24 protein-coding genes are annotated in these 23,438 nt (G+C 54.2%); 3 read left to right on the plus strand and 21 right to left on the minus strand.

From position 1 onward, the window contains the following. Positions 1-7 precede the first annotated feature (7 nt). The 4 genes from MOMUL_RS10705 to MOMUL_RS10720 form a co-directional block, all read right to left on the minus strand. Positions 8-1,087, minus strand: a complete 1,080-nt coding sequence (locus MOMUL_RS10705; RefSeq protein WP_062284875.1) for an ABC transporter ATP-binding protein — start codon at positions 1,085-1,087, stop codon at positions 8-10. A gap of 28 nt (positions 1,088-1,115) precedes the next feature. Then, on the minus strand, positions 1,116-2,195 hold the full coding sequence (locus tag MOMUL_RS10710; RefSeq protein ID WP_062284818.1) for an ABC transporter substrate-binding protein: 1,080 nt from the start codon (positions 2,193-2,195) through the stop codon (positions 1,116-1,118). 132 nt (positions 2,196-2,327) lie between these two features. Beyond that, positions 2,328-3,527 (minus strand): threonine synthase, encoded by a 1,200-nt coding sequence (locus tag MOMUL_RS10715; protein ID WP_062284819.1) that lies wholly within the window; start codon positions 3,525-3,527, stop codon positions 2,328-2,330. 92 nt (positions 3,528-3,619) lie between these two features. Next, positions 3,620-4,018 carry a RidA family protein gene (locus MOMUL_RS10720; RefSeq protein WP_062284877.1) on the minus strand — a complete coding sequence of 133 codons (399 nt, stop codon included), beginning with the start codon at positions 4,016-4,018 and terminating at the stop codon, positions 3,620-3,622. 534 nt (positions 4,019-4,552) lie between these two features. Between MOMUL_RS10720 and MOMUL_RS10725 the strand changes: the two genes are divergently transcribed. From MOMUL_RS10725 to MOMUL_RS10735, 3 genes are all read left to right on the plus strand, one after another. After that, entirely contained in the window at positions 4,553-5,569 is a 1,017-nt protein-coding gene (locus tag MOMUL_RS10725) for an ISNCY family transposase (protein WP_236713090.1), read from the plus strand. Between the two features lie 489 nt (positions 5,570-6,058). Next, positions 6,059-6,337 (plus strand): UxaA family hydrolase, encoded by a 279-nt coding sequence (locus MOMUL_RS10730; RefSeq protein ID WP_054935406.1) that lies wholly within the window; start codon positions 6,059-6,061, stop codon positions 6,335-6,337. Between the two features lie 2 nt (positions 6,338-6,339). Then, positions 6,340-7,500, plus strand: a complete 1,161-nt coding sequence (locus tag MOMUL_RS10735) for a UxaA family hydrolase (RefSeq protein ID WP_062284821.1) — start codon at positions 6,340-6,342, stop codon at positions 7,498-7,500. Between the two features lie 115 nt (positions 7,501-7,615). On the opposite strand, the gene sigF is transcribed toward MOMUL_RS10735, so the two are convergent. The 17 genes from sigF to MOMUL_RS10820 all read right to left on the minus strand — a co-directional run bounded on the left by sigF (position 7,616) and on the right by MOMUL_RS10820 (position 23,092). Next, complete coding sequence (gene sigF, locus MOMUL_RS10740; protein ID WP_062284823.1) at positions 7,616-8,422, minus strand: RNA polymerase sporulation sigma factor SigF; 807 nt, start codon at positions 8,420-8,422, stop codon at positions 7,616-7,618. A 19-nt stretch (positions 8,423-8,441) separates the two neighbouring features. After that, entirely contained in the window at positions 8,442-8,888 is a 447-nt protein-coding gene (gene spoIIAB / locus MOMUL_RS10745; protein WP_062284824.1) for an anti-sigma F factor, read from the minus strand. Beyond that, a complete protein-coding gene (locus MOMUL_RS10750) occupies positions 8,888-9,226 on the minus strand; it encodes an STAS domain-containing protein (protein WP_084785603.1) in 339 nt (112 codons plus the stop codon). The genes spoIIAB and MOMUL_RS10750 overlap by 1 nt, the downstream gene beginning before the upstream one ends. 80 nt (positions 9,227-9,306) lie before the next feature. Beyond that, positions 9,307-10,476, minus strand: a complete 1,170-nt coding sequence (locus MOMUL_RS10755; protein ID WP_169802193.1) for a D-alanyl-D-alanine carboxypeptidase family protein — start codon at positions 10,474-10,476, stop codon at positions 9,307-9,309. Positions 10,477-10,613: 137 nt separating this feature from the next. After that, positions 10,614-11,783: a phosphopentomutase gene (locus MOMUL_RS10760; RefSeq protein ID WP_062284827.1), complete on the minus strand. Its 1,170-nt coding sequence runs from the start codon at positions 11,781-11,783 to the stop codon at positions 10,614-10,616. A gap of 26 nt (positions 11,784-11,809) precedes the next feature. Next, entirely contained in the window at positions 11,810-12,697 is an 888-nt protein-coding gene (gene xerD, locus MOMUL_RS10765) for a site-specific tyrosine recombinase XerD (RefSeq protein WP_062284829.1), read from the minus strand. A gap of 122 nt (positions 12,698-12,819) precedes the next feature. Next, positions 12,820-13,059, minus strand: coding sequence for a hypothetical protein (locus MOMUL_RS10770; protein WP_062284831.1), 240 nt, complete (start codon positions 13,057-13,059; stop codon positions 12,820-12,822). 19 nt (positions 13,060-13,078) lie between these two features. Next, complete coding sequence (spoIIM, locus tag MOMUL_RS10775; RefSeq protein WP_062284832.1) at positions 13,079-13,693, minus strand: stage II sporulation protein M; 615 nt, start codon at positions 13,691-13,693, stop codon at positions 13,079-13,081. A gap of 65 nt (positions 13,694-13,758) precedes the next feature. Then, a complete protein-coding gene (locus MOMUL_RS10780; protein WP_062284834.1) occupies positions 13,759-14,295 on the minus strand; it encodes an NUDIX domain-containing protein in 537 nt (178 codons plus the stop codon). Positions 14,296-14,403: 108 nt separating this feature from the next. Continuing rightward, positions 14,404-15,177 carry a sporulation transcription factor Spo0A gene (gene spo0A, locus MOMUL_RS10785; protein ID WP_062284836.1) on the minus strand — a complete coding sequence of 258 codons (774 nt, stop codon included), beginning with the start codon at positions 15,175-15,177 and terminating at the stop codon, positions 14,404-14,406. 108 nt (positions 15,178-15,285) lie between these two features. Further along, the gene (gene spoIVB / locus MOMUL_RS10790) at positions 15,286-16,608 is read right to left on the minus strand and encodes a SpoIVB peptidase (protein ID WP_062284837.1); all 1,323 of its coding nucleotides are present in this window, start codon (positions 16,606-16,608) and stop codon (positions 15,286-15,288) included. 159 nt (positions 16,609-16,767) lie between these two features. After that, a complete protein-coding gene (gene recN, locus MOMUL_RS10795) occupies positions 16,768-18,444 on the minus strand; it encodes a DNA repair protein RecN (protein ID WP_062284839.1) in 1,677 nt (558 codons plus the stop codon). Between the two features lie 4 nt (positions 18,445-18,448). Continuing rightward, the gene (gene argR, locus MOMUL_RS10800; protein ID WP_062284843.1) at positions 18,449-18,907 is read right to left on the minus strand and encodes an arginine repressor; all 459 of its coding nucleotides are present in this window, start codon (positions 18,905-18,907) and stop codon (positions 18,449-18,451) included. Further along, positions 18,804-19,763: an NAD(+)/NADH kinase gene (locus MOMUL_RS10805; RefSeq protein ID WP_062284845.1), complete on the minus strand. Its 960-nt coding sequence runs from the start codon at positions 19,761-19,763 to the stop codon at positions 18,804-18,806. Before MOMUL_RS10805 ends, argR begins: the two co-directional genes overlap by 104 nt. Before the next feature lie 20 nt (positions 19,764-19,783). Continuing rightward, positions 19,784-20,593, minus strand: a complete 810-nt coding sequence (locus MOMUL_RS10810) for a TlyA family RNA methyltransferase (protein WP_062284847.1) — start codon at positions 20,591-20,593, stop codon at positions 19,784-19,786. Next, the gene (gene dxs, locus MOMUL_RS10815) at positions 20,586-22,508 is read right to left on the minus strand and encodes a 1-deoxy-D-xylulose-5-phosphate synthase (protein WP_062284849.1); all 1,923 of its coding nucleotides are present in this window, start codon (positions 22,506-22,508) and stop codon (positions 20,586-20,588) included. The genes MOMUL_RS10810 and dxs overlap by 8 nt, the downstream gene beginning before the upstream one ends. Continuing rightward, positions 22,505-23,092: a CNNM domain-containing protein gene (locus MOMUL_RS10820; protein WP_062284851.1), complete on the minus strand. Its 588-nt coding sequence runs from the start codon at positions 23,090-23,092 to the stop codon at positions 22,505-22,507. The genes dxs and MOMUL_RS10820 overlap by 4 nt, the downstream gene beginning before the upstream one ends. Between the last annotated feature and the right edge of the window lie 346 nt (positions 23,093-23,438).

A 23,438-nucleotide genomic window follows, 5' to 3' on the forward strand; every position in this document is an offset into this window, starting at 1 on the left:
AACTTGTTTAGTGTTCTGCCGGAATGAGCCAGGAAGAGGAAGGAGAAAAGGAAAGGTCCACCTCAGTTCCCAACCCTAGTATGTCAATGGGGCTGCCCTGAACTCGCACCAGCAATCCGTCTCCTACCTCCACCCAGTAATCGACGGTATTACCAAGAAAAGCGCTTTCTTTAATTACGCCACGGATTATATTTTGACCGGGAAGGGCCACCCTTGCCGAATGCCTGTGCAGGCTGATGGCTTCAGGACGCACAGTCAGGAGCACCTTTTCACCCACTCCCAAACCACGGCTTTCAGCACACTCAACCAGACCCACACTTGTCATAACTTTGCAGCCACTCTCAAGTATCTCTTGAACGCTACCTGTAAGGAAATTGGCCAATCCGATAAATTGAGCTACCTCTGGGGTGGCGGGGTGGCGGTAAACCTCCGCCGGCGGGCCTATTTGGGCAAGTTTGCCTGCAAACATCACCGCCACCCGATCCGCCAGTACCATCGCCTCTGCCTGGTCATGGGTAACATACACTGCGGTTATCCCGACATTTTTTTGAAGGGAGCGAATGTAGAACCGCATTTCCTCTCTGAGTTTGGCGTCAAGATTGGCCAGGGGCTCATCCAGGAGCAATAGGGAGGGCGAGATTACTAAAGCCCTGGCCAGGGCAACGCGCTGCTGCTGACCACCACTTAGTTGGCGGGGGTATCGTTCCCCCGCCCCACTCAATCCCACGCGTTCGAGAACCTCGCAAACCCGCCGGTGTATTTCAGCCTTCGTACAACGGCGCAACCGAAGACCGAAGGCAATGTTTTCATACACCGTCATATGCGGGAACAGCGCGTAATTCTGGAACACCATACCAATGTTCCGCTGCTCAGGAGGGAGCAATGTAACTTGCTTGTCGCCAAAAAAGACATCACCCTCGTCCGGTAATTCGAAGCCCGAGATGCACCTCAGCGTGGTCGTCTTACCGCAGCCGCTTGGCCCCAGCAACGCCAGAAGCTCACCATCGCCAACACAAAGGTTCAGGTCGTCAACTGCGGTAAAAGAACCGAACCGTTTAGTCAGCCCAACTAACCGCAACTCTGCCACCAATCTTACCCTCCTACTAGTTTCAAGCTTAACGGGTAAACTCTTTATTCCACTTCTCAGTAAGAGATTGCTTCTCCTGGTTAATCCACTTCCAGTCCCAGGTGATTATACTCTGGAGTTTATCGCCATAAATCGGAATATCGCTTTGAAGTTCAGGCGGTACACTAACCTTCACATTGGCCGGCGTAGTGTAGAACTTCCGCATCCATTTTTCCTGCACCTCGGGTCTCAAGTTGTAGTCTATCCAGGCGTATGCTAGATCCTTGACTTTGCTGCCTTTAGTAACGTTAAAGTCCTGCTCGAACATGTATACGCCTTCTGTGGGTGCTACCCACCCAATCGGCAAACCCTGGTGGCGCAACCGCGCTACCGCCGGAGAATCCAGGATACCAATATCGATCTCGCCCTGTGAAAGTAGTTTTTCCATATCACCCGAGAAGTCGGTTTGCTTAAACGGCTTAAGCTTCTTAATTTCCTCCAGCGCCACATCGATGTTATGCTCGTCCCCGGTGAAAACCTTACTCACAAGCGTAACGAACATCATGCCAGCAGAATTGGTGATAGTGTATAGCCCCAACTTGCCCTTATATTCAGGCTTCCACAGATCTTTCCAGCTAGTAGGCGGATTTTTCACCCGGTCGGTGCGGTAGGCAATCCCGATAGGCTGGATTATGCCTAAGACACCGTTATCATCCTTGTTGCGGAGAAGCGGGTGCACGTCCTTGAGATTTGGAACCTTGTCCGACGGAAGAGGTACGAAAAAGCCCTCAGCCCGTTCCTGGCTGGCCCAGATTTCGTTAGTCATTACTACATCATAAGGAGGATTGTCGGGGCCAGCCGCCCTCATCTTTGCCAGCCAATCCTTAGCTAAACCAACCGCGAGCTCAACCTTGCAGTTGTATTCCTTTTCAAAAGATGGAATAACTTCGGAGCGGAAAAATTCCTCATAGGCACCGCCGTAACTTGTTACCACTAACTTGCGTGGAGCCTGTTGCTGGCCAGCTTGGTCTTGTTGTTTTCCGCATCCGACTTGTAAAAGAATAAAACTAATGGCCAACATCAGTGCCAGTACCCTTTTTATACGTCGAATGTGATGCCTCCAGGTCATCTGATTTCCTCCCATCATGAGATTTCTTGGTTTGCGCCTTCAAATCCGCGTCTTAACCCATCCCCGAATATTCCTTAAGTTACAACCGAAAGCCTAAATCCTATCTAAATAATGGCACCCTTTTGTCCTTGACTATATATCCGTGTCTTTCTCCAATACCGGCAGGTCTAAATTTATCAATTCCGGGTATTTCAGACCGCTACCGGTGTTTAAAACAACCACCTTTTCATCGGGCTTCAGGAAACCGCTTGTCAGCAATTTTTGCGCTCCGGCGACGGCGGCGGCGCCCTCGGGGCAAATAAACATGCCCTCGGTCCTGGCGACAAGTTTTACCGCTGCCAGGATCTCATCGTCGCTAACACTTACCGCCGTACCGCCGCTTTCATAAACCGCCTCGAGTACCAGAAAATCACCTAAAGCCTTGGGCACCCGGATACCGCCAGCAATAGTCTGCGCACCCTCAAAAAACTCCGATTCCTTCTTGCCTTCCTGGAAAGCCTTAACAATAGGAGAACACCCTTCGGCCTGGACGGCAATCATCTTGGGTAAGGGCCCTTTAATCCAGCCAATGGCCTTGAGTTCTTGCAGGGCTTTCCAGATGCCGATGATACCCACCCCGCCGCCGGTAGGATAGAGGACGGCATCGGGTAGCTCCCAGTTAAATTGCTCGGCAATTTCCAGGCCCATGGTTTTTTTGCCTTCAATGCGATATGGCTCTTTTAAAGTTGAAGCATCAAACCAGCCGTATTTTTTTACTCCCCGGGCAATTATTTTCCCGGCGTCAGAAATTAAACCTTTAACTAAGTAAGTCCGGGCACCGCTGACTACACACTCTTTTTTAGCCAGATCGGGAGCATCAACCGGCATGGCAATAATCATTTCCATCCCCGCCTTGGCCCCATAGGAAGACCAGGCACCACCGGCATTGCCGGCTGTGGGCATGGCAATTGTTTTAATACCCAATTCCTTAGCCCTGGAAACGCCTACGGCGGCACCCCGGGCCTTAAAAGTCCCGGTTGGATTTAAGCCCTCATCTTTGATATAAAGGTGCTTAAATCCCAGCTCCCGCCCCAAGTTGTTGGCAGTAAAGATAGGAGTAAAACCCTCTCCCAGGGAAACGATATTTTCTTCCTTCTCCAGGGGTAAAAACTCCCAGTAACGCCAGAGGTCGGCCCGCCTGCCTTTTAAGTCCTCTTTTTTCACAGTCTTCTCCAAACGTTCCAGGTCATAGTGCACCAGTAATGGCGAACTACAATGGCAAAGGTTATGTACTTCGCTGGCAGAATAAGTAGCATGACACTTTGGACACTCCAAACATCGGACAAAACTCATTGTCTCTTCCTCCTCAAACGCTGCCACTTTAGCTAAATGTACCTGTGGCTATTAAAATTCCTCCAGCCAGCTATTCTTGACCACCCCCTTCTTTACTTATCTTCGACAACCGCCATCGCCTCAATCTCCACCAGTACATTTTTGGGTAAGCGGGCCACTTCAACGCAGGAACGGGCCGGGGGTTCCTTGGTAAAATAACGGCTGTAAACTTCATTTATGGCATCGAAATCATTCATATCTTTAATGTACAGGGTTGTTTTAACAACATTCTCCAAACCGGCCCCGGCGGCTGCCAGTATGGCCTGCAAGTTGGCCATGACCTGTTCAGTCTGCCTGGCAACCCCCCCGGCGACAACCTGGCCGGTGGCCGGATCAATGGGTATCTGGCCAGATGTAAAAATAATGTTGCCAGCTTTTATGGCCTGGGAATAGGGACCAATGGCTGCCGGTGCGGCGCCTGTTGTAATTGTAGCAACGTTTTTAGAGCGCATTTCATCAAATCCTTTCTCAACTGTAGCATTAAATTTTATCATTCGACATAACCACAATTTTTCCTGCTCATCATAAAATTTTTTTGTAGTCTATACAAAAATTTTTTCCTAACCTCTCATTCCTACCAGGAACCACCGCTTTAAGACAGCGGAACATATCTGTTCCTGGGCGGGGTTAAAGTCCGGGCAACAACAAAAATGCAGGGAATAGAAGTACACCCATATCACCCTCGGTATCATATGGCTGCATCTCCTAAGACATCTGTTTACCCAAGTCCCTAAAAGATTAGGCTGGCTAATGTAAGGTTTTACAAAGATATAAAGCCCCGGCGTGCCTCATTGCACACACGGGGCTTCTTTACCAAAATCAGGCTTCCTTGCCAGGTCTTTTGTTGACAATAATATTATACTATCATGTTTTCATTTGTCAATACCCCGCGGGCTCTATGTGTGTGATCCATTTGTGATATTGTCAGGGTGAAATCCATCTGTAAAAATGTCAGTATGAGTAGGGAGAGGATTACCTTGTCACAGATGGAAATGAACCGGGTAATTATTTTACAAAAAGCTTTAGATGGGGAGGTTTCAGTACCGTATGCAGCCTTCATCTTGGGGATTAGCGAACGCCATGCCTATCGCCTTAAGGCAAAACTTCAAACCTCTGGCCCCGCAGGCCTGGCCCACGGAAATCGTGGCCGTAAACCCGCTCATGCCCTCCCTGATAATATCCGTCAGGAGGTAGTGCAGCTCGCTCAAACTAAATACAGTGGGTGCAATTACACTTTCTTGAGCGAACTGCTCTGCGAGCATGAAGGTATTTGTTTAAGCCCGGCTTCTGTGGGCCGTATCCTTAAAGCCGCTGGTATCCTTAGTCCCAGGAAACACCGGCCCCATAAACCCCATTGCCGCCGTCCTCGTAAACCGCAATTCGGGATGCTGGTCCAAATTGATGGTAGCCACCATGATTGGCTGGAGGGCCGTGGTCCATCGCTGGTTTTATTGCTGGCCGTCGACGACGCTACTGGCCGAATTCTTTCCGCCCTCTTCTGGCCTGCTGAGGATTTCGAGGGTTATTGCCGTCTCTTATACCAACTTATCTCCCAGCACGGCATCCCTCTTGCTATTTATTCGGACAAGCATACCCTCTTCTTCTCACTGAAAGAGAAGCAGGATCACCTTACTCTTGAGGAGCAATTCCTGGGTGAGAGACGCTCTTTAACCCATATTGGCCGCATCTTAAGGGACCTTGACATCCAGCATATTCCGGCCTATTCTCCCCAGGCTAAAGGCCGCATTGAGCACTCTTTTGAGACTTTGCAGCAAAGGCTGGTTATCAAACTCCGCCTGGCTGGCGCCTCTTCCCTTGAAGAGGCTAACGCCGTACTTCCGGATTTTATTGAGCATTACAATGAAAAATTCGCCGTTCCCCCGGCTGAAACTGTTTCGGCCTTCCGCCCCATTCCTTCTCATTTGCGCCTGGAATATATCTTCTCCTGGAAGGAATATAGAACCTTAAATCCTGGCTATATATACTATTCACTTCCAGGGTAAGACATATAAAGTTTTAAACCCTAAAGGTGCGCCTTTTATCCCCCTTCGCTCCGTTGTGGAGGTCCTTAAACCCCTGCACGGTGCTTTGTGCGTTGCTTGGCAGGGCCATTTTTATAGCCTTGAGGTATTCTTGGAAAATGCTAAAAGCAATTCAGAGAATAATATGCCTGCTATAGCTCTAGAAAAAAGCGCGGGCTCTACTCCTTCTCTTCCTCGTAGGCCCGCTGCAGATCATCCATGGCGTAAACCATGGAAATCTCGCAGGCCTAATTATACCACGTCCCTGACAGAATCACAGATGTGTTTTACCTGACATTTTCATTGACGCTTGACATACCCGTTAGGCTCTATCGGTAACATTTTTTATAATTTTTGCCTTGACAGTCCCTGGGAGTGGTTTTATAATAAAAGTGGTCCTACCACAGACCTCACACTTTATGCCTTCCAGATGAGGCCTATTCTTACATTTCCAGAGAGGGGGAACCTGTAGTGGAAAAATTCTTTGTCCATGACAAGCGGGATACCGTTGGCGTGGCCGTGGCCGATATCCAGGCCGGCGAAACGGTAACCGGGTGGGTAATGGAGGACAACTCCATTGTCAGCGTCAAGGCCCTGAGCGACATCAAACTCGGCCACAAGATTGCCCTTAAGGACATCGCCAAAGGTGAAACTGTAATCAAGTACGGCGAACCCATCGGCAAAACCGTAGCCCCCATCGCCAAAGGCGAACATGTCCACGTCCATAATTTAAAAACTGCGAGGTGGTAAAAATGACCGGGACCAAATTCATGGGCTACCGCCGGGAAAACGGCAGCGTCGGCGTCCGCAACCGGGTAGTTATACTTCCCTTAGATGACCTTTCCAATGCTGCCGCCGAAGGGGTAGCCAAGCTCATTGACGGTACCATCGCCCTGCCCCATCCTTACGGCCGCCTCCAATTCGGCGAAGACCTGGAACTCCTTTTCCGGACCTTAATCGGCACCGGCTCCAACCCCAATGTGGCGGCCTGCATAGTTATCGGCATTGAACCCAACTGGACCAACCGCGTGGTGGAAGGCATCGCCAAAACGGGAAAACCCGTGGCCGGCTTTGCCATTGAACGCTACGGCGACCTGAAGGTCATCGAAATGGCCTCCCGTAAAGCCATCGAATTTGTCCAGTACGCTACCGAATTGCAAAAAGAGGAATGCGATATCTCCGAACTGGTCGTCAGCATCAAGTGCGGCGAGTCCGACACCACCTCTGGGTTGGCCTCCAATCCTTCCATAGGTAACGCCGTCGATCGCCTGGTCGATATGGGCGTGACCGTCCTCTTCGGTGAAACCTCCGAACTCACCGGTGGTGAGCACCTGGTGGCCGCCCGCTGCGCCACCCCGGAGGTCCGTGAACAGTTCATGCAGAGCTTTAAATCCTACAGCGACTTTATTATCTCCCAGGGCGTCGACCTCTGCGGCTCCCAGCCCACCGAAGGCAATATCGCCGGCGGCCTGACCACCATCGAAGAGAAGGCCCTCGGTAACATCCAGAAAATCGGCAAGCGGGCCATGATCCAGGGTGTCCTCCAGCCGGCCGAAGCCCCCAAAGGTAAAGGTTTGTGGTACATGGAGACCTCCTCTGCCGGCGCCGAAGCCGTTACCCTTTTTGCCGCCGGCGGCTCGGTCCTGCACTTCTTCACCACCGGCCAGGGCAACATCGTCGGCAACCCCATCATCCCGGTAATCAAGATTTCAGCCAACCCGGTGACGGTCAGCACCATGAGCGAGCACATTGACGTCGACCTGACAGGTCTTCTACGCCGGGAAATGGACCTCGACGGTGCCGGTACCGCTATTCTGGACATGTTTATCCGTACCTTGAACGGCCGTTATACCTGTGCCGAAGCCCTGAGTCATAAGGAATTTATCCTCACCAAACTTTACCGCAGCGCTTAATATTATAGTATCCTTACCTGACGGCCAGGATGGCCGGCGGTATCATGGTAAAAAAATAAGTGGGAGACGAAAAGCGATTGGCATTCGCTCCAGTCTCCCACTTTTTAGTTTGCTTTCACCCATTTTCTTTATCTGCCGGCGTCGCCTCTTCGTTTCCCTCCGCCTGCAACAGTTCCCTGATTTTCTGCAGGGCCTGGCGCTCAATACGGGAAATCTGCACCTGGGACAGCCCCATGCGGGCCGCTACTTGGGCCTGGGTTTTATCCTGGAAAAAACGCATGACCAGGACCCGCCGGTGTTTCTCCGGAATTTTACGCAGTACTTCCTTCAGGGCAATTTTATCCAGCCAGGCCGGCTCTTCCCCTTCTTCTGCGGCCAGCTGGTCCAGGACATAGATAGGGTCACCGTCATCCTGGTAAATGGTATCGTGGATGGACCCCGGCATCTGGACGGCTTCCAGGGCAGCGACTATCTCCTCCCGGGATAGATCCAGGGCTTCGGCTATTTCGCCAATGGCCGGCTCCCGGCCCAGTTTTTTAGCCAGTTCCTCCCGGGTGCGGTTAACCTTGAAGGCCGTCTCCTTTAAAGAGCGGCTTACCTTGACGGTGCTATCGTCCCGCAAAAACCGCCTGATTTCCCCCAAAATCATGGGCACGGCATAGGTGGAAAACCGCACCTGGTAGCTCAGGTCAAATTTATCAATGGCCTTGATCAGGCCAATGGTACCGATCTGGAAGAGGTCCTCCAGTTCATAGTTACGATTTTCGAAGCGCTGGACCAGGTTAAAAACCAGCTTGAGATTGCAATTAATCAACCGCTCCCGGGCTTCTTTATCCCCTGCCTTGGCCCGGCGCAACAGCTCTTCCGTTTCAGCCTCGGACAGGAGGGGAAAGCGGGGCAGGTTCATTTCCGACAGGCGCATGCTTTTGTCGCCACCTTAACTACTTTCCAATCTCTCCCTTGAAGGCTTTAAACATTCTCACCCGCGTTCCCCGGTTGAGCTCCGAGGTCACCTCCAGTTCATCCATAAAGGCCTGCATAAAGGCGAAACCCAGGCCCATCCGCTCGGGATCGGTGGAGTAGGCCGGCTGCATGGCCAGGGCCACATCGGGGATACCGCACCCCTTATCCTCCACGGTAATTACCAGCCCTGCCTCCGTGCGCTCCACAGCCACCCGCACTATTCCCTGGGGTTCTCCATTATAGCCATGGATGATGGCATTGGACACCGCCTCGGAAACGGCAACTTTAATCTCTTCCAGTTCATTCAGGGTCATGTCCACCTGGGCGGCAAAGGTAGCCACAGCTACCCTGGCCAGCCCGACATTTTCCGGCAGGCTTAAAAACTCAAGGGCCATGCTGTTTTTAACTTGTGCCTCACCAGCCATCAGTCAACCCCTCCCGCAGTTTCCGGTCCATGGGGATGGATGGTCATAATTTTACTAAGGCCGGATATTTCCAGCAACCGCCTTACCTGGGGCTGGGGCCGGCAAATGACCACCCTACCTCCCTGCTTCTTTAAACGCCGGTAACGGCCCAGGATTACTCCCAGCCCTGAACTATCCATAAAGGTAACTCCTTCCAGATCCAGCATCAATACTTCCGGGTGGGCGTGATCCAGGCTGGCTTCCAGTTCCCGGCGCAAAGCGTCAGCGCTTTCCAGGTCAACCTCTCCCTTGACCCGCACCCAGAGTTCTTTACCTTCCATGCTAAAAAAAACCTGCAAAGGAAAAACCCCCTCGTTACGATCTCCGAAGGGGTTAATTCGCTCTTCACCGGCTTTCTTCCTGCTAAATAATGGTAAAATTATTGTCGAATGGTGAAGACGGCCCGGATTGCCCTGGTAATTTCCTGGCCAAGGGATGCCCTGGCTACCGCTTCGCCGGTCACCAGGTCGACGTGGTCGATCTCTTTACCATCCCTGAAGACCGTCACCTGGCCGGCCTGCTGGCCCTCATTAACGGGAGCATTTAAAAGCGGCGGTAAATCTACCCTGGCAGTTACCTTTTCGGCCTTGCCCCGGATGCGGCTGACCCGCGCCCCAACTTTACCCTTGGTGATAGCTTTGACCTGTTCCACCCGGCCCTTGCCTACCGGTACCGTGGCTACCACCTGGCCGGGGCCGTAGAGCTGCTGGAAAGCCCACTGTTTATAAGCCCAGTTATAGAGCTTCATGGAATCGGTGAAATGGCCGTTAGGGGTTTCCACGCCCATGACCACGGCGATTAAACGCAGGCCTTCCCTTTCTACCGTTGATACCAGGTTCAAGCCAGCGGCATCGGTAAAGCCGGTTTTAAAGCCGTCGGTCCCCGGGTACCAGTAGAGCATTTTATTGGTATTATCCAGGATCGACAGGGGCTCCTTGCGGAAGGTGTAACGCTTGATGGAGGTCCACTCCCGGATTTTGGGGTACTTCAGGGCATAACGGGCAATAACGGCCATATCGTAGGCTGAAGTATAGTTTTGCTCATCATGGAGGCCATGGCAGTTGGTAAAATGGGTATTCTTTAAACCCAGTTCTTTAGCCTTGGCATTCATCATGGCTACAAAGGCTTCCTCCGAGCCAGCCAGGTGTTCGGCTACCGCCACTGCCGCGTCATTGGCCGAAGCTACGGCGATGGCAATAAGCATTTGTTCCAGGGGGAAGGTCTCCCCGGCGGCCAGGAAGACTTCCGATCCGCCAAAGCTTTCGGCCCGCTCGCTGGTCTGTACCGGTTCATCCAGCCTGGCCTGGCCACTGGCCACCATGTCCATAGCTACCACCATGGTCATCAATTTGGTCATGCTGGCCGGGTAGTAACGGGCATGGGCATTTTTCTCCCAGAGGATCTCCCCCGTCTGGGGGTCCATGAGGATAGCTCCTTTGGCGTCCAGGGTCAGACCTGCCGCTGCCTGATTGCCTGCAGCAGCCTGCGCCGGTTGCGCATCCACCGGCAGGGCCCCGGCTACGCCAGCTGTTCCTGAACTTTCAGCCAATAATAAACCACCCGGTATTAAGCAAAACCCCAGGAGTAAGGCCAGTAATAGAATTCCTGTCTTACGCACCCCACCGCCCCCTCGCCAGGCTTGTTCTCTTTTAACTTATATTAGCGATGGGGGGAAAATATGAGCATTTATTTCATCAACATAGAAGCAAAGCTCTCCCCTGCCAGATCATACGGTACACCCAGTAGTTCAGCCACTGTGGCACCCAGGTCGGCGAAGGTGGACCGGACACCCAGATCTACCGGCTGGATGCGGTTGCCGTAGACCAAAAGGGGTACATACTCCCGGGAGTGATCGGTGCTGGGGGTTGTGGGGTCGCAGCCGTGGTCGGCGGTAAGCACCAGGACATCTTTTTCATTTAAAGCCTCGAGTAACTCCGGCAGGCGCCGGTCAAAGGCTTCCAGGGCCGCGGCGTAGCCGGCCACGTCGTTGCGGTGGCCGTAGCGCATATCAAAGTCCACCAGGTTGGTAAAGATGAGGCCGCGATTACTTTCCCGGATAAAGTTACGGGTCTGGTCCACACCATCCATATTGTCGTGGGTATGAATCCAGCGGCTGATGCCCCGGCCGGCAAAGATGTCTTTTATTTTACCCACTGCCATGACCTGGAGGCCGGCGTTCATGACGGCATCCAGCAGGGTGGGCCGGGGTGGCTCCAGGGAAAAATCCTGCCGCCGGTCGGTGCGGATGAAATGCCCCGGTTCCCCAACGAAGGGCCGGGCAATTACCCGGCCTACCGCATGTTCACCCCTCAGTAGTTGCCGGGCAATTTTACAGTAACGGTAGAGTTCCTGCACGGGGATGACGTCTTCGTGGGCCGCAATCTGGAAGACACTGTCGGCCGAGGTGTAAACAATGGGGTAACCCGTCCGCATATGTTCGGCGCCCAACTCTTCGATGATAACCGTACCGGAGGCCGGTTTGTTGCCCAGGACCTTGCGGCCGATAGCCTTTTCAAAGGGCTCGATAATTTCCGGCGGGAAGCCGCTGGGATAAAGGGGGAAGGGCCGCTCTAAAATCAGGCCGGCCAGCTCCCAGTGGCCGCTGGTGGTGTCCTTGCCGGCCGTCCGGGAAGCCATTTTACCATAGGCGGCTGCAGGGGCGGCTACCGGGGCAATGCCCTTGAGGGGGAGAATATTGCCCAGCCCCAGCCGCGCCATATTTGGCAGGTGCAGGTCTACCGCAGCGGCGATATTCCCCAGGGTATTGCTGCCTTCGTCGCCATATTTGGCGGCATCGGGCAGGGCGCCGACGCCAACGCTGTCTAGAACGATGAGAATGACGCGATCTAAGACCATTGTAGATATTGCCTCCGCAAATATTCTCACGCCCGCGGGTGGGTACGGTCGTAAACCTCGCGGATCTTTTTCCTGGTAAGATGGGTGTAGATCTGGGTCGTACCAATGTCGGCATGACCTAGAAGCTCCTGGACCGAACGCAGGTCAGCGCCATTTTCCAGCAGGTGGGTGGCAAAGGAATGGCGCAGGGTATGGGGCGTTATCTCCTTTTTCAAGTTGGCTGCCCGGGCATAGCCTTTAAGGATCTTCCAGCAACCCTGGCGGGAAAGACGCCGGCCGTGCTGGTTGACAAAGAGAGCCGGTTCCGCCGTCTTTTTGATTAGTTTGCCCCGCCCGTTCTCCAGGTATGTCCGCACGTGGAAACAGGCCACCTGGCCCATGGGAACCACCCTTTCCCGGGAACCCTTGCCCAGGCAGCGGACAAATTCCCCCTCCAGGTTAACCTGGTCCACATTGAGGGCCACCAGTTCCGAAACCCGCAGGCCTGTGGCATAAAGCAATTCCAGCATTGCTTTATCCCTTAAACCCGCCGGCGTATCCGGGCGCGGCTGGTTGAGGAGCCTCTCAACCTCATCCACCGTCAATACCTGGGGTAGTTTTTTTAGTTGCCGGGGGGATTCCAGGTTGGCCGTAGGATCGCTTTCCACCAGGCGTTCCCTTAACAAAAAGTGGTAAAAGGATTTCAAGGCCGCCAGGTGTTGGGAAATCGTAGCTGGCGACCGGCCTTCCTGCTGCATTTTCATCAGGTAGGCTACCAGCAAACCGTGGTTAACCTCCCGTAAAGATTTTACCCCACCATTTTCCAGGTAATGCAAAAACTGCTGCAGGTCGCTGTTATAGGAAGCCAGGGTATTTTCCGCCAGCCCCCGTTCCACCACCAGGTAGTAAAGAAATTCATCCACCAGCTCACGCACGGCGCACCACCATTCCCCTTAAGTTTACCAGATTATTTCCACATGTACAGGTAAAAGTCCTCCATCAGCGCCAAAAAAAGCCATAAAAAACCCGCCTCTAGCAGGCGGATTTTTTATACCCTTTATTCACCCCGGTAAAAGCTTCTTAACTTCTCTAATAAACCCTCCAGGCCTGTATCCCCGGCTGCCGGGGCAGCAGCCGGTTGTTCCTGTTGCTGGACGGCAGCCGGACTGTTACTCTGGGTTGCCAGGTTCGATCGTCCACTCCCCACCAGCTGTCCCAGCAAGACGGCGGCCACCAGTACGGCCGCCAGTAGCCAGACAACCTTCTGCCGCCATTTACTAATGGCAACTACAATCATCCCCTATCCCTCCAATCTTTTAAAAATAATTAAGTACCACCCTGGCAAAAACCGGCGCCAGGTAAGCCTCTACCAGTCCCCCACCTACTACCAGTACCGTTACCAGCAACATGAAAAAGGAATAAGCTAAAAACCGTGGTAAAATGCCCTTTTCACTTAAGCTTCGCCCGCGCATTAAACCGGTGGAGAAGGAAATGCCCAGCATAGCCGCCACAAATAAGGCCGGGATCTGGATAAGATTGGGCGGCAGGATGGCCAGCAGGGAAAAGGCCACTCCCTGGAAGGCCTTCTGCTGCACCAAAAAGCCGACGGTGAAACCCAGGATAAAGCCCTTTAAAAAGACAATGGCTACAATCAAAGGTATACCAATTACCGTTAAACCCAAAAACCATACCAGGCCGGTCTCTTTAAGGGCATTGATAATGGCCTGGTAAACCCCTTTATACCCGCTTAAATCGCTAGCGTTAAATTGTTGCAAGACGTTATCCAGGTAGGCGGCCAGCTGGATTACCTGCTGTTGCTCCAGAAAGTAAATTGTAACCGTTCCGGCAATAATTCCTCCCAGGAAAAAGAAAAATACAACCAGATATATGCCCAGGTTGTCCCTGATGTGCCTGGCAAGGGCCCTTTCCACCTCACTCCCTCCCCGGCCGGTAAGTCAGATATCATCCCCTAGATAGTTATGCCGCCGGAGGACATTTATGCCTGCAAAATACGGGCAGCAGCCAGTAAACCGGCAATACTCTTGGCATCCTGGATAGTACCCTTAAAGATCTGGGCCACGGCTTCAGGCAAAGGCAGCCGTACAACTTCCAAAAATTCATCGGCATCGGCTTCTTCCCGGTGGGGTTTGAGGCCGGTGGCCAGGAAAAGGTACATGATTTCATCGGAAAAGCCTGGGGTAGAGTAGAAGGTTAAAAGCAGTTGCCATTCAGCTGCCGCCAGGCCCACTTCCTCGGCCAGCTCCCTGCGGGCGCAATTTACCGGTTCTTCCCCGGCATCAAGTTTGCCGGCCGGTATCTCCAGGGTTACCCGGCCAATAGGGTAACGGTACTGGCGGACAAGATAAACGTTTTTTTCTTTATCCAGGGCGATAATGGCTACTGCGCCCGGGTGTTCCACCACCTCGCGGCTGGCTTCACGGCCATCCGGCAGCCGTACCCGGTCCCGGCGCAGGTTTAAAATCCGGCCTTCATAGATGCGTTCGGAAGTCAGCAGTACTTCAGTAAGGTCCATTTTTATCTCCCTCCCTAAAAACTATGTCACTATATGTTGGCCTGCAGGGCACCTTAAGAAATAAGAAACTGGCGTTAGCGCCAGTTTCCCCCCTGACCTCCTGCAGGTTTAATTTATCTTGGCCCCTATTCTCAGTTTATCGGCGATCATGGCAATAAATTCCGAGTTGGTCGGTTTGCCTCGTTCTACATTAATAGTATAACCAAAGAATTTATTCATCATCTCCACGTTGCCCCGGTCCCAGGCCAGCTCGATGGCATGGCGGATGGCGCGCTCTACCCGGCTGGGAGTGGTCATAAATTTACGCGCCACCAGGGGATAAAGTTCTTTCGTCACCGCACCCAGGAGGCTGATGTCATCAATGACCATCAGGATGGCTTCCCGTAAGTATTGATAACCCTTAATGTGGGCCGGCACCCCCATCTGGTGGATTATCCTGGTTACTTCAATATCCATATTGCGCCCGCCGCGATTTGCCTGGGCGGGTGCTGCCGGCAGGGCCTGCCCGTTGGCCAGCTGGCGCAAGCGGTTGCCCAAGACTTCCAGATCAAAGGGTTTAAGTATGTAGTAATCGGCCCCCAGCTCCATGGAACGCATGGTCATGTTCTCCTGGCCCAAAGCCGTCAGGATGACTATTTTCGGCCGCGGTTCATAGTTTAAAGCATGGAGTTGTTCCAGAACACCAATGCCGTCGAGATGGGGCATGATTATATCTAGAATTACTACGTCCGGCTCCTGTTCCTGGATAAGCTGCAGGGTTTCATGGCCATTGTGGGCTATCCCCGATAAAATAAAATCCTGTTGCTCATTAAAGAATTCCTCCAGTACTTCACAAAATTCCCGATTATCATCGGCAATTAATACTTTAATAGGTTCTTTCATTGTATTTCATCCCGCCTCCTAAAGCCCCATGTCATTTTTTAGGCGAGATAGTTTTCGACGTCAACAGGGGATAATCCTTCCAATCGCATAAAGAAGCAAAACTTTTGGTTATCCAACATCTATTTCCATTATATGTAAATTTCCAGGGGATTCGACGACAGTTCCCCTGGTTGGTGAGACAAGATCTGTTTCCTGGATCATCCATTCGGCCAGCACTCCATACCCCCTGGTAGGATCGTTAATAAACACATGGGTTACGCCCCCCACCAGTTGCCCATCCTGGAGAATGGGGCTGCCGCTCATACCCTGGATAATGCCTCCCGTTAAGGCCAGTAGCCGGGGATCGGTTATACGTAGGACCAGCCCCCTGCCACTGGCTCGCTGGTGGGGCATAACCCGTTCAATTTCCACCTGAAACCTTTCTACCTTTTCTCCCTCAACTACAGTTAAAATCTCGGCAGGTCCCGGGTGCACCGTCTCCGCCAGGGCCACCGGTAAAGGCGAGGTAAAAAAACCGGGAATATTACCCGTTATTGTTCCAAATATGCCAACTGTGGTATTCTTCTGGATTATGCCACTAAAGCTGCTGTTTTCCAGGAATACACCTATTTTTTCCCCCGGCTGGCCCCGCCTCCCCTGGTGAATCCCCTGGATGGCTGCCGCGACAATCCGGCCACCGCTGATATTCATTCCCGTCTGGCCATCGCTGCCGGTAACGATATGCCCTAAAGCGCCAAAGATACTCTTGTCCTGGTCATAAAAAGTTAACGTCCCGACACCGGCGGTACTATCCCGGACAAAGATGCCGATCCGGTAACGTCCCGTCTCCTGGCAGTACAGGGGCTGTATATTTAAGCTTAACAAACGCTCATCCCTTCTGACTGTTAACTTTAAAGGGCGATTGGCCCGCCCGGCGGCATCGATCAGCGAGGCCACTTCCTGGTCACTGCTTACCTTCTGGCCATCAATGGCCACGATGGTATCGCCTGTTTCCAGCCCGGCCTGCCGCGCCGGGTAAAGCATGTTGCCCTGGCCGTCCCTTACGGCTGCTTGGCCCACTACCATTACCCCTTCTGTTTTTAGCAGGACACCAATGGCCTGGCCGCCGGGATAGACACTTACCGGCTGGACCATCTGCACGGTAATATTTTTTAAGGGAATGAGGCCAAATAATTTTAATTGTAACTGCCACCAGCCCGGGCGGCCCTGACTGGCGGTACTGGTTTCATCAAGGCTGTTAACCTGTATTTCTACCTGCCGGGCCAGGCCCGGCGGTAGTTCCCAGTTCAACTTAAAAGGCGTTGCCGTCGACAGGCGTTGCATCTGGGGCAGAGAAAAAAAGCCGCGTACCGGCGGGAGCATTCCTCCATACAATAACACTGCCGCCAGCACCAGGCCGAGAACCTGGCGCCCCAGGCGTTTCAAGGGCACCACCCCCCATTTCAGGGATTTTGTTTTTGCTTCTAAACATAAAATAACCCCAGGCCGTTGCTTTTATGCTGTTAAAAACGACCTGAGGAGGAGATATAGCCTGCATTAGGAAGCGATCAGGGGATAATTTGCGATTTTTAAATGTAAATAACATAAATTTCATTTTTTGGCCCTGGCCTGTTCTAAAAGGGCGAGCGCATGCTCCCTGGCAATCGGACTCGCTTCCCCGGATAATAACCGGGCCAGTTCTTCCACCCGGGCCTCGCCCTGCAATTTTTCTACCCTGGTAAAGGTACGCCCGCCCTGGACAACCTTGGTCACCCGGTAATGCTGCCCGGCAACACCGGCCAGCTGCGCCGAGTGGGTAATGCAGAGAACCTGGTGGCGCTGGCCAATGGCCGCCAGGGTTCTGGCCACCGAGCGGGCGGCAGCACCGCCCACCCCGGCATCGATTTCGTCAAAAATCAAAGTTGGTACCGCATCGACTCCGGCTAAAATACTCTTGCAGGCCAGCATTACCCGGGCCATTTCCCCGCCCGAGGCAATCTGGGCCAGGGGACGGCTCCCTTCCCCGGGGTTGGGCTGGAAGAGAAAAGTTATCGTATCCATACCTGCGGGTCCCGGCCGGGAGGCTTCCGTGCAGGCTATCGTTACCCGGGCCGCCGGCATGGCCAGGTCGTGCAATACAGAGGTTATCTCGGCAGCTAATTTTTGCGCTGCCTCCAGGCGCTGCCGGCGTAAACGCAGGGCTGCTTCCCGGTACCTGGCTTCAGCTGCAGCGATTTCTTTTTCCAGGGCCGCAGCCCTGGCCACCCTCTGCTCCAGGCCCTCTAAAGCAGCTGCCGCTTCCGCTTGGTAGCGCAAAATGGCCGGAATATCAGCCCCATATTTACGCTTTAAGTTTTTAATCAATTCCAGTCGTTCCTCAATTTGTTTTAATCTTTGCGGGTCGTACTCCAGCTTTTCCCCGTAACGGCGGATACCACGGGCTACCTCTTCCACCTGGGCAGCGGCAGCTTCCAGCAAATTTTGCCAGGGTTTAAGGCCGGCGTCAATGGCAGCCATAGCCTCCAGTTCTGCCGCCGCCTGGCTGATGCGGTCATAGGCCGCCCTGCCCTCTTCCTCAAAAAGGGCGGCGTAAATCGCTGCCGCCCCTTCAGCCAGCCTGGCAGCATTATTTAGGATCTCCCGTTCCTGGAGTAATTCTGCATCTTCGCCCGGGCTTAAATTGGCGGCGGCTATTTCCTTTAGCTGGTAAGTCAACAGGTCGCGCTGCCGTTCCCTTGCTGCGGCCTCGCCGCCGAGTTCCGCCAGATCATTTAGTAAATTTTGCCAGGCTATGTAAAGTTCTTTGACTTGTGCCCGTAACTCCATTAAACCTGCCACGCCGTCAAGCAGGTCCATCTGAGAGGCGGGTCTGAGAATGGACTGGTAGGCGTGCTGGCCGTGGATATCTACCAGCATCTGGCCAATTGTCTGGTACATACTTAAAGTGAGACTGCGGCCGTTAACCCGGCAGCTGTGCCGGCCGCTGCGGCTGATTTCCCGGCTGAGCAAAAGGCTCCCGTCAGCCTCTACCGGCATACCAAACCCGGCCAGGATTTCTTCCAGTCCCGGTATGTTAGCAGCCTGGAAGAGCCCGCGCACTACGGCCCGTTCGGAGCCGGCGCGAATATACTCCGCTGAAGCCCGCGCCCCCACCAGAAGCCCTACGGCATCGACAATGATGGACTTGCCGGCGCCGGTTTCTCCTGTGAGTACCGTTAGCCCCGGTTCCAGGTCCAGCTGCAGGGATTCGATTAAGGCAAAATTTTCAATTTGCAATTCCTGGAGCATGGCCTCACCCTTCCCTGAGCTCCTCAAAGCGCTTTAAGACCGTGGCCACAGCTTCCTTGGGTTTAACAATGACCAGGATGGTATCATCCCCGGCTACCGTCCCGATAATCTCCGGCCAGGCCAGGTTATCCAGGCAGGAGGCAACGGCATGGGCCGTCCCCGGCATGGTGCGGATTAAAATCAAATTCTCACTGTCGTCTACTTTAACCACGGAATCTTCAAAGAGGCGCTGCAACCGGCCGTAAGTATTGACCAGGGGCTGTCCTGGCGGTGCCGCGTAGCGATAGAGGTTCTCCCCTGCCGGCACTTTCACCAGGCCAAGTTCCTTAATATCCCGGGAAACGGTAGCCTGGGTCACTTTAAGGCCGTGCTTGTGCAGTTCCCGGGCCAGCTGTTCCTGGGTAGTTACCGGGGTGCTGGCTATTATTTCCAGAATCAACTGCTGGCGCCTGGCTTTCGTCATACTGCCGGTTCCCCCCTTCCCGCAATTTTTCCCGTACCAGGCTGTAAAAGGTGTTATTCTTTAAACGTATCAGGTACGTAGGTACTCCAGCCCGGGTAACGGTAATGACGTCCCCGTTTTCCAGGTGCCATCCCTGCTGGCCGTCAACAGTAAGCATGACTTCCGCTCCCTGGGCGTGAACATGGACCCTGATCTGCTGTTCCCCGGGTACAACCAGGGGCCGGCTGTAAAGGGTATGGGGACAGATGGGTGTTAAAATCATCACTTGCAGTTCCGGTGATACCAGGGGGCCACCGGCCGACAGGGAATAAGCCGTCGAACCCGTAGGTGAGGAGACAATGAGGCCGTCGGCCGGGTAAGTATCCAGGTAAGCCGGGCCAATATAAACCTCCAGGCGGAGCATGCGGGAAAAGGCACCCTTGGTAATTACCACGTCATTTAAGGCCTGGCAGTTTAGCGCCTGGTCCGGGCGCCTGACAGTACCCTGGAGCATCATCCGCTCTTCCAGGCGGTAATCACCGGCCAGGAGCTTATCCAGGGCGGGATAAAGTTCAGCCAGTTCAATTTCGGTTAAAAACCCCAGGTGACCCAGGTTGACGCCGAGAATGGGCGTAGCGGTACCGGCAACTATCCGCGCCGCCCGCAGGAGGGTGCCATCACCACCTAAAGCTAAGAGGCAATCGGCACCTGCCAGCTCTTTTTCCGGCACGCCTTTTTCCGGGCAACCCAGGGCGGCAGCTTTGCTGGTGGATACCACTACCCTCACGCCCCGGCCTTCCAGGTAGTCCATGAGTTCCAGGGCTACTTCCCTTACCCTCGGCTTATCCAGGTTGGCCACCATGCCAATCCGCTGCAATAGTCTCCCTCACTTCAAATCTAACGCACTTCCTGGTGGGCTTCAGCTACTACCTGTTCAATCAGGGGCTGCCATTCTCCTGGTGCTAGGCCCTGGCCTTTTAAGCCCAGCCAGAGGAGAAATTCCAGGTTACCCTCCGGGCCGCTGATGGGGGAACAGGTTAAACCATAGATTTTTAAACCCAACCCGGCTGCCCCGGTCATTACTTCTTTTAAAACCTCCCGGTGCACGGCCGGGTCGCGCACAACTCCCTTTTTACCGACCCGGCCCGGGCCGGCTTCAAACTGGGGCTTGACCAGGGCAATAATCTCCCCCTCCGGTTTCAGGCAGCGGAGGACGGCCGGGAGGATTTTCGCCAGGGAGATGAAGGCCACATCAATAGTAGCCACATCAACCAGCTCTCCCAGGGTATCCCGTTCCAGGTAACGGGCGTTGGTCCTTTCCAGGACAGTTACCCGGGGATCTTGGCGGAGCGACCAGGCCAGCTGGCCGTAACCGACATCAACGGCATATACCCTGGCGGCGCCGTGTTTAAGGGCACAGTCAGTAAAGCCACCGGTGGACGCGCCCACATCCAGGATTATTTTATCGCGTAAATCAATATTAAAAACCTTTAAGGCCTTCTCCAGCTTTAAACCGCCGCGGCTGACGTAAGGCAGGGGCTGGCCGGTGAGGCGTATCTCCGCATCAACCGGGACCCCCTCCCCGGGCTTGTCTACCAGGACATTGTTGACCAGCACCTCGCCAGCCATAATGGCCGCCCGTGCCTGCTGGCGGCTGGCAAACAGTCCCCGCTGCACCAGCAGGAGGTCCAGTCGTTGTCTAGCCACCGGAAATCTCCCTGGTACCCAATTTATGCCTGGTAAGCACCGGCTCTTCCTCCAGCACCTGCTGGACGGCCTTGATGATCCCCGCCGGCGTCAAACCTAAGTGTTCCCGTAAAACTGCCGGTTTACCCTGGGGGACAAACTCGTCCTTAATCCCCAGGCATTGCACCCGCGTCCTCTCCCTGCCGTTGGCAGCCAGCAATTCCAGGACGGCACTACCAAAACCGCCGGCCAGGACGTGTTCCTCAACCATCACCAGGCGGCCGGTCTTAGCGGCCCAGGTGAGAATTAGCTCCGCGTCCAGGGGTTTAACAAAGCGCGGGTTGATGACTGCCGCTTCAATACCCCGGGCGGCCAGTTCTCCAGCGGCGGCCAGGGCGGCGTAAACCAGGGGACCCAGGGCCAGGATGGCTACATCCCTGCCCGGGCGCAGGACCTCCCCTTTGCCGATAGGCAGGGGCTGGGCCGCACCAGTTAACGGTACACCCACGCCGGCACCCCGGGGGTAACGTAAGGCTGCTGGCCCGTGGTGCTGGATGGCTGTAACCAGCATGTGCCGCAGTTCCTGCTCGTCTTTGGGAGCCATGATTACCATCCGGGGTATACTACGCAGCAGGGCCAGGTCAAAGAGGCCCTGGTGGGTTTCCCCATCTTCACCTACCAGCCCGGCCCGGTCAATGGCCAGGACTACCGGTAGTTCCATTAAGGCAATATCATGGATGACCTGGTCAACGGCCCGCTGCAAAAAGGTGGAGTAAATGGCCACTACCGGTTTTAATCCCGCTGCCGCAAGGCCGGCGGCCATGGTCAGGGCATGCTGCTCGGCAATGCCGACATCAAAAAAGCGTTTTGGGAATCGCCGGGCAAAGGGAATGAGGCCGGTACCCTCGGGCATAGCCGCCGTTATGGCCACCAGGCGGTTGTTTTTTTCCCCCTGGCGTACCAGTTCGGCGCCAAAAACGGAGGTATAAGTCGGCGGTCCCCCCGCAGTTAAAGGTTCACCTGTATCCGGGTCAAAGGGGCCAACGCCGTGGAAGCGGCCGGGATGGGTTTCAGCTGGCCGGTAACCTTTGCCTTTGGTTGTAATTACATGAACCAGGACCGGCCCGCGGGTAGCACGGGCGCGTTGCAGCACTTCTTTGAGCCGGGCAATGTTGTGGCCTTCAATGGGGCCCAGGTAGGTGAAGCCCAGTTCCTCAAAAAGCATTCCTGGGACAACCAGGTATTTAAAGCTATCCTTCATCCGGTCAATTATCTTTAAAACCCGTGGCCCCACATGGGGCAGGCGGTTGAGGAGATTTTCCAGTTCTTCCTTACCCCGGGAGTACATGGGATCCGTCCGCAGGCGGGAAAGGTAGGCCGCCATACCCCCTACCGGGCTGGAGATGGACATTTCATTATCATTGAGCACCACAATCAGGCTGGCCTTCAGGTGACCGGCATGATTCATGGCCTCAAAGGCCATGCCACCCGTCAGGGCACCATCGCCAATTACCGCCACAACCTGGTAATCCTCACCCTTTAAATCCCGGGCCAGGGCCATACCTAAGGCGGCCGAAATAGAGGTGCTGCTATGACCGGTATCAAAAGTATCATAGGGGCTTTCGGCTCGCTTGGGAAAGCCGCTCAAGCCCCCGAACTGGCGCAAAGTGCTAAACTGGGAGCGCCGGCCGGTGAGCATCTTGTGCACATAGCACTGGTGGCCCACGTCCCAGATGATTTTATCCCGGGGTAAATCAAAAACACTGTGGAGGGCCAGGGTCAATTCCACTACCCCCAGGTTGGGAGCCAGGTGACCGCCAGTGCGGGACACCGTCCGGACCAGTTCCCGGCGTATATCCGTGGCCAGTAACTCGAGTTCCTGGTTATTCAGCTTTTTCACATCAGCCGGTTCCTTGATTTTATCCAGCAGGTTCATGGCCGCCGTCCTTTCTGGGGTGCATGGTTAAAGGGGCGCCACCCGGTTAGTCTTTCCACACCGTACAACACCCGTCCCACAAAAAAAATTATGTCACTGGCCTGGTGCAAGGCAAATCCCTTGCCCAGGGCTTTGCCTCCTACAGTCACAGCCGAGATAACGGCCGTCATAAGGGTACTGACCAGCAGGTCTTCCGCCCCATGCTGGCCTACCAGGCGTAAGATAATTACCGCCCCGACTGCACCGCTCAAGGTACTGCAGACGTCCCCTACCACGTCGGTGGAAAAGCTGGCCACCCGTTCAGCGTTGCGCAGTAAACCCAGGGCCTGGCGGGCACCGGGGATCTTTTTGGCCGCCCGGGCGTGCAGGGGCGCCTCACTGGCCGCTGCCGTGGCTACGCCAACTATATCAAAGGCAATACCGGCCAGGATAATTAACATCAACAGGGTAAAGGATAAAATTATGGAAGTTATTCTACCCAGAAACACCTGGGAACCATAGCCTATGGCCAGGGCTATAAAAAAAGTCCCCCCGCCCATGGTCAGGGCATTTTTCCAGGAGGAACGACCTTGTAATCTGGTCAAAATGTTTCCGGCCTCCTACTTCATAATTAGGTGGGTGGCAGCTGGCCGGATAAATGTTATGGCTTAGGTCCAGTAGGTTTTCCCGGCACCCTACCACGCGTCGCCGCTGTGGCGGTTTCCCTTTAAAGGGTGCCCTGCGCCGTCGCCGGAGGCAGGACTGGATTACCACTTAGCACATACTTTAATCCCCGGCCAGCCTTACCGGTGGTAAACAGTCTAGGAGTTTTCCTCGACAAGCCCGGCCATCTTCTAGCCTCTTTTGCAGTAGTGGTTTCCGCTATGGTCAACAGGTCTTCGGCGAAGACCTTGACAGGTGCTTCCCACCCGCATCCACCACTACCGCTCA

The sequence above is a fragment of the Moorella mulderi DSM 14980 genome, assembly GCF_001594015.1.
In the GTDB taxonomy this organism is placed as follows: Bacteria; Bacillota; DSM-521; order Neomoorellales; family Neomoorellaceae; genus Neomoorella; species Neomoorella mulderi.